Source organism: Alicyclobacillus pomorum DSM 14955 (genome assembly GCF_000472905.1).
GTDB lineage: Bacteria > Bacillota > Bacilli > Alicyclobacillales > Alicyclobacillaceae > Alicyclobacillus_A > Alicyclobacillus_A pomorum.
On the sequence record NZ_AXAR01000004.1, the window covers coordinates 149,760 to 161,834 of the forward strand.

Sequence of the window (12,075 nt, forward strand, 5' to 3'; positions counted from 1 at the left end):
GTCCTGCCCTTTCCCAGTCCTCTCTTTCACGATGGCGCTGTTGAACCCGTACTGATGTCTGCCATCGTGATGCAACCTTCAACAGGACAAACCATTGCACAAAGATTGCACCCAACGCACTCCGACTCATCGACCACCCACTGCGCAATGCCATTCTGTTCAACCGGATGGATACATTGGTGAGCCGCATCTTCACATGCGATATAACACTTGTTGCAGTGAATACACAGGTCTTGGTTAATTTGCGCAACCACTTTGTACTCCAGATTTAGATGCTTCCAATCTGTAAAACATGAGACCGATTGTCCGACCAGTTCCACGACGGAATTCATGTTGCGGGCATCCAAATACCGATTCAATCCGTCAACCATGTCCTCCACGACGCGAAATCCGTGGTGCATAACGGCCGTACAGACCTGAACATTGGTTGCGCCCATCAGGAGAAATTCAACCGCATCTCGCCAGGTCGCCACCCCTCCAATGCCGGATATCGGTACGGGAACGAGCGGATCGCGTGCGCACTCAGCGACCATGTTGAGGGCAATGGGTTTTACGGCGGGCCCGCAGTACCCCCCGTGGGCCCCTTTCCCATCGACATGAGGGATGGGATGCCACGTATCGAGATCTACCCCTATCAAGCTGTTGATGGTGTTAATCATACTGACTGCATTCGCCCCGCCTTGTACCGCTGCACGCGCCGTTTGACGAATATCTGTAATATTCGGCGTCAGTTTCACAATAACGGGTATCTCTGCGACTTCTGCCACCCATTCGGTATTTTGAGCCACCAGGTCCGGAACCTGACCCACAGCGGCGCCCATCCCTCGTTCGGACATGCCATGAGGGCACCCAAAATTCAGTTCAAAGCCGTCCACCCCCGCCTCCTGCACACGCTTCACCAACTCGTGCCAGCGTTCCCGTTTCGGTTCCATCATCAAGGACGCCACAACCGCTCTGTCGGGAAACGCTCTCTTCACTTCACGAATTTCTCGCAGGTTATCTTCTAGGGGTCTATCCGTAATCAATTCAATGTTGTTGAGTCCTACCATCCGTTGTCCCGCGACGGTTAGAGCGCCAAATCTGGAACTCACGTTGACGATGGGGTCTCCGAGGGTCTTCCAAACGGCCCCGCCCCACCCCGCCTCAAACGCTCTCATCACCTGATAACCACTGTTGGTTGGGGGAGCCGAGGCAAGCCAAAACGGGTTCGGACTGCGAATGCCAGCGAAGTCAACCGATAGGTCTGCCATGACCTGAACCTCCCAAGATGAAAGTTTCCAATCTATTTCATCTTCAAGAACGCATCCACACTGCGGGCAACGATTTTCCCTTGCTCTGCAGCTTCAACCACCATGGCTTCCCGTGCACCGCCCCGAGAAAAGGTATTGTCTCCTGCAGCGAAGATGTTCGGTTGACTGGTTCTGAACCCATCATCGACGTCTATGACCCCAGATGTATGACGTAACCCGAATTGTTCAATCAAGTCCGTCTGTTTGCTCTGGCCAATGGCACGAATCACGGTCTCGACTTCGACGAGAAACTTTGTACCCGGGAGCGGTTCAACCGTCCCGTCCTCTAGCAATCTCGTGCGTATGAACTCTATCGCTTGCACGCGACCGTTTTCTCCGGCGATTCGCGTGGGTGCACACTTCCATCGGAATTCTACGCCTTCTTGTTTCGCAAACTCATACTCAAACGGATAAGCCGTCATTTCATGTTCTGTGCGCCGATAGAATATGGTGACTTGGTCGGCCCCGAGACGCTTCGAACAGGTGGCCGCGTCGATGGCGGTGTTGCCGGCTCCAATAATCGCCACACGACTGCCAATATCCCCAACAGCAATCCCGGACTTCACTTTCTCAATGAAATCAATCGCGTCCCAGACCCCATTCAAATGTTCTCCCGGAATACCTATCTGTGGTACGTAGCCCAGGCCACATGCGAGGACAATGGCATCGTATGCTGATGTCAGACTTTCTACTGATACATCTTGGCCTACAGCACAGTTGGTTCGAATGTGGACGCCCAGTTTTTCAACTTGCTCTGCTTCCCACAGCGCAACATCCATGGGCAATCGAAATGGGACAATTCCGTAGGTATTCAGGCCTCCTAACTTGTCTTTCGCCTCGAACAACGTGACGTCGTGGCCTGCCCGCGCCAGTTCACGCGCCGCGGAAAGCCCTGCGGGTCCCCCTCCTACGATTGCGATCCTATGGCCAGTCGCCGGACCAGGAGTAAAATCGGTCATTCCGTGTTCCATCGCCCAATCCGTCGCGTATCTTTGCAAATCTCCAATTCGAATTGGAGATTCATCGCGTCCAAGCACACATGCGCCTTCACACAGGTCATCAGTGGGACACACCCGCGCACAACTGGCCCCCATAGGATTCGCATCCATGATGACCCTGGCACTTCCAGAGAGGTTATCCGTTGCAATCTTTCGTATGAACGAAGGCACGTCGATATGGGTAGGGCAAGCCTGTGTGCAGGGCGCGTCATAACAGTACAAACATCGGTTGGCCTCGCGCATCACCTCCAGTCGGGTCAGTTCGTCGTACACGGTGTGATGCACCCTGGAATCGACGCTTTCCCTCGCGTCTGCCCGGCTCATAATGAACCTCCTTCCGTCCATTTCTTCCATGTGTTTAGACTTTCTATGGTTCCTATTGATGAAAGAGCTCATCTGTCCAAGCGAGTCGTCACCATTGCTTCTCGAGGTAGAACGGTCCCTCACAAACAGCTGGTTAGTGAATTTTATGAACCCATATCACTGTCACGCATGCTACAAAGTGTATGAATGTCGGGGCAATTTTCATGCAGTGTAGATAACATAACCCTCGATGTGTATGGGATAGAGGTATACACGAAGATGAGAGACGTGGATGCGAAGTACTTCGTCACGTTTTAGGAACTGAGAAGTGGTTGGTCAGTGAAAAAGGGTACCCTTCAAGGAGTACCCTTGCCATTCAATTTCACAGCGGTTTACGTCCGTTGATTTCTCCTGAACAGATGAACTCCGAACATCACGATTGCTGCGATAAGCAAGAGATGAATCATCCCATAAAAAACTAGGTGAAAGATCACACCCAACAGCCACAGCACAAGAAAAATTGACGCAATTGCTAGAAGCATCCTTTGCACTTCATTTGTAGATGAATTGACCTCACTCTCATTTTCTCCACCTTTTCTGTAAGCGATCCCTGTTATGGTTTTTACCCTGTTTGATACTGCAGAAATCACGGTTCACGTTCTTCCTGACATATCTATACAACGATGTTTTATTAATTCCTGTGGCTTCAGCTATCTCCATGTGAGACCATAATGCCGCACATAAAGAAGTGAATATTTTTTATTTTCATATTATGAATAACACCCAAATTTTATGTTAAATTATCATTAATATCCTTTTTACCGAACCATGAGCTCAGTAAAATAGCGAAAGAGACAACGCACACACTAACTACTGCCGCTTTGTAACACACACCCATGAGGAGGAGATATCGTGCGAAAAGCCACAGTTGTCACCGCTGCGATGCTATTCATTAGTACCGGGACCACTGCATATGCAGTGTCAAACCATGCTACAGCTTTGGCAACTTCGTCTAGCGCCGTATCCGCGGCAACCTCAACAACGGACAACCCCAGTTCGAAAGAGCAGAACGTAAGCAGTGAGTTCCAGAAGGTTACCCGGGACACGACCTGGCAACAAAAAGAAAAGATTGATCTACAATTTGACACCTATCACCCACAAGGGATGGTTCGAATCGGGGATCTGTTTTACATGTCTTCGGTTCAAATCATCGAGCAGCCGATGAAATACGATCACCCCCAGGGAGGCTATGACCGCAGCCCTGGACGAGGAATCGGGCATTTGTTCGTCTTTGATAAACAAGGCAAGCTGTTGAAGGATATCCGACTTGGCGAAGGAAGCATTTATCATCCGGGAGGAATTGATTTTGATGGTAAAAGTATTTGGGTGCCTGTAGCCGAATATCGCCCCAACAGCCAAGCCATCATCTACAAAGTGAATCCCGAGACCATGAAAGCACAAGAAGTCTTCCGCGTTCATGACCATATCGGCGCATTAGTCATCGACCGACAAAACCACAAAGTGATGGGCGTCAACTGGGGATCGCGCAAGTTTTATGAGTGGAACGAACAAGGGCGACAGCTGCTTGTGAGAGATAACCCGAGTTACTTCGTAGATTATCAAGATTGTCACTACATAGGTCAAGGCAAAGCAATTTGCAGCGGAGTCGCTTCACTTCAAAACCCTAGAGATCTGAATAATCCATTCCAGTTGGGTGGATTGGCTTTGCTTGACGTGAAGACTTTGAATACCCTTCATGAAGTACCAATCACGGAATTGTCTCCACAAGGACGTGTCATAACGTATAACCCAGTTTTCTTAGAAAGTACTGGGCAAGAGCTTCGACTTTATGCAGTACCCGATGATGATCACTCGTCTATGCTGGTGTATGAAACAAACAACCTTAAATAAAAACTACAGCTTAAGACAGGAAAGTCTATCTCCCTCGCTAGCCTACTACGTTATCGTAGTAGGCTCTTCATTATGGCTCACTAGCCAAATTTAGACTTGTTGTGGCCAACCTCCATAAACAGCTCCACCGTGTTTCAATTAGAAGAAACTTTATATAACTATATGCATTCATTACCAAAATTTAAAATGAATTTTATCAATTTTTATCACACGGTTGCTAGCTTTCTAATAGAGTTAATTCGTCCAAGGTTATTCAGGTTATGGATTTAATGAAGAGGTGTAGAAGTCATGAATCGACGTCACAAAGTAATCCAGTCAGGGCTGGCTCTGGCAATCACTATGGGTATCGGTTTTCCCGTTGTCGCCAATGCAGCTCCTAAAAATAGTGCTGCCTCGGCTCCTGTCACTTTGAGTACGACATCTCCGACAACTCCAGCTTATTGGCCGACGGTCTTATCTGAGAAAAAGTCTCCAATCGAAACAATTACTTCTGGCGTCACTCATTACTCGGAATCATTTCAAACGGTGAATGGTCCTATACAGACTAACGTCACAGAGGTTGACCTCACAAACCCGAATGTCAGATTGGGTGTTACGTTAGCCAATAATAAGCTTTATAGCCCTGATGAAACAGTTAGCTCTATGGCTAACCGCACAGGTGCAGTAGCCGGTATAAATGGGGATTTCTTTGATATTAACGCGACCGGTGCCCCCCTTGACTTGACGGTAGTGAATGGGCGGATTGTGGAAAGCCAGTATAGTAATGAATCCGGTATTTTAGGTGTGACTAAGAATGGGAGAATTTCAATTGCTCCTGAAGTCTTCACTGCTTCCGTAACTTCGTCTTCCGGTTCTTCGTACTCAATCGAGTCCCTGAATCGTCCAGGAACTGAGGCCAATGGGAACCTAACTCTGATTACATCAGACCTCGGTGCGTCGTTCCCTGTCAGTAATGCAACGGTCGCATACTTGAAGCCGGACTCTCAGAACTCATCAACGAAATTCACAGTGGAAGAAGTAGACACGAATGTCTCACAAGTTCCTCAACTACATCCTGGTGAAGAGGCACTCGTGGCTGGCGGCGGAAATGCAGCATCTTGGGTAACCAGCCATCTCAAAACGGGCTCCAAAGTACACCTTCATGAAAAAGTATCACCGAATCACGATTTGGAACAAGCACTAGGTACGGGTTACATCCTGCTTGAAAATGGACAATGGTACAACGACCCGAACGGACACGGTACAAAATACGCTATTTCTAATGCATTGGAACCATTGACTGCGGTAGGGGTCTCGAGGGATGGAAGACACATGTATATGGTGGTCGTTGATGGTCGCCAACCAAATCTTAGCATCGGTTTGTCGTACAAACAAATGGCGAGCTACTTACAGAGTTTAGGCGCGTACAAGGCAGTAATGCTTGATGGTGGCGGTTCAAGCGAAATGGTGGTTCGCCACCACGGTGATTCGACGGTTTCCGTCGTAAACTCACCGTCTGACGGACATGAACGTCCGGTTGCAGATGGGCTGTTCGTTTATTCAACCAAGTCTGGTAAATAAAAATTGGACTGCCTCCCTTAGTGGTTGAACCTGTTGTACGAACTACTTCAGGGAGGCAAACCTCCAGAATCACCAAATCCTACTGGAAACGTTTGCTGAATCTTAACACAAACTTCGTAAGATATTCACTCCCGTTTGGTATAAATTCTGTTGCAAATAAAATCTATGTATTCGAGGTGTTAAGATGAAGAAACGCGTAGCAGTTCTAGCATCAGGTCTCGCTTTATCCGTTGCTCTTTCACCCTTAACAAGTTACGCAACAACAACAACGAAGAAGGACGACTCCGCAAAGACGGCACCACAAGCAGTACAACGAGTCTTGTTGATTAGTGTCGACGGAATGCATGAAAGTGACCTTGCGAACTTCGTGAAAGAACATCCGCATTCGAATCTGGCTGCTTTAAGCAACCACGGCATTACATATACAAATGCCTCGACTTCCAAGCCATCTGATTCCTTCCCAGGCACACTGGCAATGGTAACCGGCGGTACTCCAAACTCAACAGGCGTTTTTTATGACGACTCCTATGATCGAAAACTGTTGCCGCCTATTGCTAGTCATGCCGGAGACAAACCGGGTACTGAGGTCCTGTATGACGAGTCAGTCGATAAGGATAAAAATAAAATTGATGGCGGCGGTGGTATTAATCCAGCGATGTTGCCTCGCGATCCTGTAACCAAACAGCCCGTATATCCTCACAGCTATTTAAGAGTCAACACGATTTTTGAAGTGATCAAAGCGGCCGGAAAGCACACTGCGTGGGCTGACAAGCATCTGTCGTATGATTTGCTGAATGGGCCGTCAGGCAAAGGTGTTGACGATTTGTATACGCCCGAAATCGCAGCCAACGGGGATGCCACCACAAGTATCGCCGCCACGGAAGCAAACGATGATTTAAAGGTAAAGGCAATTGAGAATGAAATTGACGGTAAAGATCATACCGGTACGAAGTCCACTCCAGTCCCGACTATATTCGGTATGAATTTCCAGGCTGTCAGTGTCGCTCAGAAACTCCCTGGCAATGGTTATCTCAACAGCAAGGGAACCTTCAGTAAGGGTCTTGAGGGTGCTTTTGAACATACCGATGCATCTATCGGTAAAATCGTAAATGAATTGAAAAAGAAGCACCTTTACAATTCGACCCTTATCATCCTGACTGCGAAGCATGGACAAACTCCCATCGACCCTGCAAAGCTGAGAATAACCGATAAAAATCTAATTACGGCAGGCGTCCCTTCGAACCTCATTGCTCAGATGACTGCAGATGACATTGCATTGATCTGGCTCACTGACCAGTCCAAGACGAAGGCTGTAGTCGCTGCCATCGAACGCAACAAGGAAAAAGCGCACATTAAGGCAGTATATTCTTATGTCACATCTAAAAAGCAATGGCTGTTCAATAACCCTGCCACTGATTCCAGAGTGCCAGATATTGTTGTCCAACCAGAAGATGGAGTAGTATATGCAAAACCTGGTTCAAAGATTGCTGAGCATGGCGGTTTTAGTGAAGATGATACGCATGTAGCGTTGTTGGTATCATTTGCAGGGATCCAACACGCCGAGAAAATTGCTTCTTCTGTCCAAACAACCCAAATTGCACCGACGATTTTAAAAGTGCTGGGATTGAATCCGAATGCACTTGAAGCTGTACGGAAAGAACACACACAGGTACTACCTGGATTGATGATGCTGCGCCACGCCAAGATGTAATTGTCCCTTCCAAAAACAACCTGTCATGAAGTCCCCCTAGAGTGGTCAATTTGAATCACTCTAGGGGCGTTGATTATACCGAGTCACGGATAGACACAAAGCCCGTCGTATCCAATGTATCGCGTTCATCTGTTATTCCTACGGCACAGATCTACCTTTTTTACACTCCTACATCCGTCATCGCGTAATGTATTTTCAAAAACATCTTGCAATACCCCTTCATTTTGCAATAATTAATTGGTATGGCAAGTGAGAAAGGTGTGATACATATGTGGTGGAAATTGGCTCTGAAAATCGCCGGGGTCCTATGTATGTTCATAGCAGTGATGAATTGGTTTACGCACGAGAAGGTCAAAAAAAAGAAATCCAAGAAGTTTAGTCCTAACCTGACCACGTTTGTCCTCGGCCTAGCTCTGTTCACCGTCGCACAATAGCTCCGTTTCACTGGCGAGCCACTCCATCCACGCTCCCGGCCGCGTCCCGCGTTCTGGAAGTATCTTAACTCATCACGGATCATGGTGACCCATGCAGGAAGCTGGAATTCGCCTTTTCCATCGTCACCACCAGGCGCGACACAAGGTCTTGCTTTGTGCACTGATTAAATACGACCGGATCTCTTCATAACGCCGTTGCATACCACCAAATCATCGAATAGAAAACACCCTCGAATGAATCGTGGGTGTTTTCTAATATGCAAATCGTTAGATGATTCGGATTGACGTTGGCGTGACGTCGCATCCGACCAATGAAACAGCCCAAAGACTGATTTCATCAATTAGAAAAACCAACAGGATTCGTATGGACTCATGTAGAGGGTTCGAGACCAAGACAGCGTCGGTAGAGCCAGCGATAGCCTTCAATCCCGATGTCTCGCGGGTTGCCTACGGTCTGTGGGTCCTCGAATGCGGCCTGTGCGTAACGCTCGATGTCTTCCGGATTTACGCCTTGTTCGAGCAGTGTAGGGATGTTTAACTGACGCACCAAGCGGTCCACTTCGCGCACGGCTGCTTGGGCAGCATCATTGACGCTCATTCTCGTCGTGTCGACGCCCAAAGCCTGCGCAATCCGCGCGAACTTCTCCGGCTCACCCAGCCAGTTATATTCCATGACTGGCACCAACATCGCCGCGACACACTGACCGTGCATAACGGGAACCATTCCACCAAGGGTCTGCGCCATTGCGTGCACCGCCCCCGCCGACTCACTGCCGTAGGACAGTCCTGCCAACATGGCGGCTTGTGCCATGCCGTGACGCGCTTCGAGGTCGTGTCCATTCGCATAAGCGCGGTGAATGTACTTCGCCACGTATTCTATGGCCAACAGTGCAACGGCGTCTGTAATGGGTTGCGCATAGTGACAGGTATAACATTCAATGGCGTGGCACAGCGCATCGAGGCCTGTCGCCGCGGTGATGTGAGGCGGCATGCTGACATGTAACTCCGGATCCAAAATGGCCACGTGCGCGGCAATCAGCGGACCGCCGACATTGAACTTGATTTTCCGCTCTGGGTCTTTAATCACAGCCCATTGCGTCACTTCGCTGCCGGTACCGGCTGTGGTAGGAATCGTGATCAGCGGCGGAATGCGGCGTTCCAGCGGTTTTTTGCCAGGGGCTGCTTCGTAAGCGAGTAACGGCGCATCGTGAACCGCCTCCACGCCAATCGATTTGGCGGTATCCATGGAGCTTCCCCCGCCAACCGCGACCAGGCCATCGCACCGTTCTTCCTTGAACCTCCGGCTGCCCTCGGCGACCAACGCCGTGTCCGGCTCCCCTGCGATTTCCGCAAACAGTACAGTGGTGACGCCAGCCTCGTGTAGACTCTGTTCAATCGGATGAATGAGCCCGGCCCGATAAATTATCTTGTCGGTCACCAGCATCACCTTTCTGACGCCAAGCGCCTTGGCTTCATCGCCAACGTGCTTGGATGCACCAATGGAAGACTTCACCGCGGTCGGCATTTCGAACCCCTTGTATCGCATCATGCGTTCAATACGCATCATCATCGATTCCCTCCCGTCTCAATTCGGTAAAACGATGAATATTAGCCAAACCACTTCATCGGCTGCGTGTCGAAATTCTGATAGATATGCTTCCGTTCCGTGTACTCTTCAAGCCCCCACGGCCCGAGTTCACGGCCGATGCCCGACTGTTTGTAACCTCCCCAGGGCGCCTGAGCGAAATAAGGATGAAAATCGTTAATCCACACGGTTCCAAGGCGCAAGGCCCGACTCACCCGGCGTGCCCGAGCCATATCACGCGTCCAAACCGCGCCCGCCAATCCGTACACGGTATCGTTGGCCAGGTCAATGGCCTCCTCTTCTGTGCGAAACGTCTCGATAGTCAGAATTGGACCAAATGTCTCCTCCTGAACAATGCGCATCGACGATACACAATCGTCAAAGACGGTAGGCTCCACGAAGAACCCTTTTTGTAGATCCCCCCGTTCCGGCCGCTTGCCTCCAACCAGCAACTTGGCACCTTGTGCCCGGCCAATTGCCAGGTACTGTTCGACTTTTGCACGGTGTTCCTCGGAGATGAGCGGCCCCATCTGTGTGGTTTCTTCAAATCCGCTGCCAAGCCTGATCTTCCGAACGCGTTCCACCAGCGCTTCGACAAACTGGTCATGCCACTCCTCCTGCAACAGCAACCTAGCTCCGGCTGAACACACCTGCCCGGCATGAAAATAGACCGCGTTCAAGGCATAATCCAACGCGGTCTCAAAATCTGCATCGGCAAAGACAATGTTGGGATTCTTGCCGCCAAGCTCAAGGGCAATTCGTTTGAAATTTACAGCTGCAGCACGCATCACCTTCCGCCCCGTGTCACCTCCTCCAGTGAAAGAGACAAGGTCTACATCGGGGGATTCAGCGAGCGTTGCACCAACCGTTTCGCCAGGGCCGGTGACAATATTGACCACCCCGGGAGGCAATCCGACCTCTTCGAAGATCTTCGCCATCCGAAGCGTGGTCAAAGGCGTAATTTCGCTCGGCTTCAACACCATGGTACAGCCCGCCGCGAGTGCCGGAGCCAGCTTCCAGGATGCCTGCAGCAGGGGGTAGTTCCAAGGTGTAATCTGTCCGCACACGCCGACCGGTTCACGTACGACGAGACTCGCGGAATTTGCATTTGGCGAGTCAATCACAACACCGCCGTCCTTGTCGGCTAACCCCGCGAAGTAGCGAAAGACTCGGACGATGTCGCTCATATCCGCGCGACTCTCCGTCAACGTCTTTCCTGTGTCCAATGTTTCGAGGATAGCGAGTTCTTCGGCGTCGCGTTCAATGAGACTGGCGACATGATATAGAATTCGTCCACGCTCTGCCCCCGTCATTCTCGGCCAGGGACCATCGTCGAACGCTTCGCGCGCGGCCTGAATTGCCCGTTCAGCATCCCTGTTGTCACCCTCCGGGACAATTGCAATCACAGTTTGATCAAAAGGATTGATGATCTCTCGCATGGCCCCCGAGACAGCCGATGCCCACCCGCCTGCGATATACATCTGCGTTTGACGAACAATCACCTCTTTGGGAATGACCATGACACCAAGCCCCCTTCGCACCAAGTTTCGTTTGTACAGTTTTTTCTGTACATACCGTTACAACAGAAAACATTATCAGTACTATCTGAACATTTCAAGACTGGAATTTCAAAAGCACATAGTGTTACGATAAATTCAGTTCATACACTTTTGACCGTACGAACTGTTTTACCAACATACACAAAAGAATGGTGTGCCCGAGCATGAGTAGTCGTCAATTACCCGCAGAATCAAAATTAGAACAGGCGCGACGTCACTACATTCAAGCGTTGGCGGAAACGATGAACATGTATGGCCTCAGTCCCTCGATGGGCCTCCTATACGGCATCATGTTTTTCCGCGACAAGCCGATGACCTTGGATGAGATGTGCGCACAAAGCGGCATGAGCAAAACAAGTATGAGTACCGGCGTACGTGAGTTGGCCCGCCTGCGACTGGTCCACAAGAAGTGGGAGAAGGGGGTGCGTAAGGATTTATACCAGGCGGAACAGGACTTGTTTCGCGCATTCCGGGAGTTTTTCACGCATCTGTGGAGTCAGGAAATCGAACTGTGCACAAAGGGATTGGCCACAACAGAACAGGAAATCCGTGCGCTATTGGAGAGTGGGGATCTTTCGCCGGAAGACGTCAAGCAGGCCGAGGCCGATTTGGAGAAACTGCGTCACGCGAAAGACTACTATGACTGGCTGAGCGACCTGACAAAGGCGATGGACAGTGGACAACTGATGAAGTACTTTATGTCGTCCCCGGTTCCCGAAGAGTAA

At 50.0% G+C, this 12,075-nt stretch carries 9 protein-coding genes; 4 read left to right on the top strand and 5 right to left on the bottom strand.

Translation table 11 applies throughout. The annotated features are described in order from the left end of the window. Positions 1 to 26: 26 nt before the first annotated feature. The 3 genes from preA to YWK_RS22220 form a co-directional block, all read right to left on the bottom strand. On the bottom strand, positions 27 to 1,250 hold the full coding sequence (gene preA, locus YWK_RS18535) for an NAD-dependent dihydropyrimidine dehydrogenase subunit PreA (RefSeq protein ID WP_051375203.1): 1,224 nt from the start codon (positions 1,248 to 1,250) through the stop codon (positions 27 to 29). Positions 1,251 to 1,282: 32 nt separating this feature from the next. Then, positions 1,283 to 2,611: an NAD(P)-dependent oxidoreductase gene (locus tag YWK_RS0105865; protein ID WP_084453511.1), complete on the bottom strand. Its 1,329-nt coding sequence runs from the start codon at positions 2,609 to 2,611 to the stop codon at positions 1,283 to 1,285. A 371-nt stretch (positions 2,612 to 2,982) separates the two neighbouring features. After that, positions 2,983 to 3,240: a DUF5670 family protein gene (locus YWK_RS22220; protein ID WP_035466166.1), complete on the bottom strand. Its 258-nt coding sequence runs from the start codon at positions 3,238 to 3,240 to the stop codon at positions 2,983 to 2,985. Between the two features lie 262 nt (positions 3,241 to 3,502). Between YWK_RS22220 and YWK_RS0105875 the strand changes: the two genes are divergently transcribed. The 3 genes from YWK_RS0105875 (at position 3,503) to YWK_RS0105885 (ending at position 7,772) form a co-directional block, all read left to right on the top strand. After that, positions 3,503 to 4,501 carry a DUF6454 family protein gene (locus YWK_RS0105875; RefSeq protein WP_211231378.1) on the top strand — a complete coding sequence of 333 codons (999 nt, stop codon included), beginning with the start codon at positions 3,503 to 3,505 and terminating at the stop codon, positions 4,499 to 4,501. A 288-nt stretch (positions 4,502 to 4,789) separates the two neighbouring features. Further along, a complete protein-coding gene (locus YWK_RS21385; protein ID WP_084453512.1) occupies positions 4,790 to 6,061 on the top strand; it encodes a phosphodiester glycosidase family protein in 1,272 nt (423 codons plus the stop codon). 184 nt (positions 6,062 to 6,245) lie between these two features. Then, a complete protein-coding gene (locus tag YWK_RS0105885; RefSeq protein WP_026964066.1) occupies positions 6,246 to 7,772 on the top strand; it encodes an alkaline phosphatase family protein in 1,527 nt (508 codons plus the stop codon). 804 nt (positions 7,773 to 8,576) lie between these two features. On the opposite strand, the gene gbsB is transcribed toward YWK_RS0105885, so the two are convergent. Together gbsB and betB are read right to left on the bottom strand one after the other, a co-directional pair. Continuing rightward, positions 8,577 to 9,776 carry a choline dehydrogenase gene (gene gbsB / locus YWK_RS0105895; RefSeq protein WP_026964067.1) on the bottom strand — a complete coding sequence of 400 codons (1,200 nt, stop codon included), beginning with the start codon at positions 9,774 to 9,776 and terminating at the stop codon, positions 8,577 to 8,579. A gap of 38 nt (positions 9,777 to 9,814) precedes the next feature. Then, entirely contained in the window at positions 9,815 to 11,311 is a 1,497-nt protein-coding gene (gene betB, locus YWK_RS0105900; protein ID WP_051375204.1) for a betaine-aldehyde dehydrogenase, read from the bottom strand. A 203-nt stretch (positions 11,312 to 11,514) separates the two neighbouring features. Here betB and cudC point away from each other — a divergent pair, with 203 nt between their 5' ends. Then, positions 11,515 to 12,075 (top strand): choline uptake/conversion transcriptional regulator CudC, encoded by a 561-nt coding sequence (cudC, locus tag YWK_RS0105905; RefSeq protein ID WP_035466169.1) that lies wholly within the window; start codon positions 11,515 to 11,517, stop codon positions 12,073 to 12,075.

Excerpts from the sequence above, each read along its gene's own strand:
- YWK_RS0105885 (WP_026964066.1), top strand. The coding sequence starts at position 6,246 with ATGAAGAAACGCGTAGCAGTTCTAGCATCAGGTCTCGCTTTATCCGTT.
- preA (WP_051375203.1), bottom strand. The coding sequence starts at position 1,250 with ATGGCAGACCTATCGGTTGACTTCGCTGGCATTCGCAGTCCGAACCCG.
- YWK_RS21385 (WP_084453512.1), top strand. The coding sequence starts at position 4,790 with ATGAATCGACGTCACAAAGTAATCCAGTCAGGGCTGGCTCTGGCAATC.
- betB (WP_051375204.1), bottom strand. The coding sequence starts at position 11,311 with ATGGTCATTCCCAAAGAGGTGATTGTTCGTCAAACGCAGATGTATATC.
- cudC (WP_035466169.1), top strand. The coding sequence starts at position 11,515 with ATGAGTAGTCGTCAATTACCCGCAGAATCAAAATTAGAACAGGCGCGA.
- YWK_RS0105865 (WP_084453511.1), bottom strand. The coding sequence starts at position 2,611 with ATGAGCCGGGCAGACGCGAGGGAAAGCGTCGATTCCAGGGTGCATCAC.
- gbsB (WP_026964067.1), bottom strand. The coding sequence starts at position 9,776 with ATGATGATGCGTATTGAACGCATGATGCGATACAAGGGGTTCGAAATG.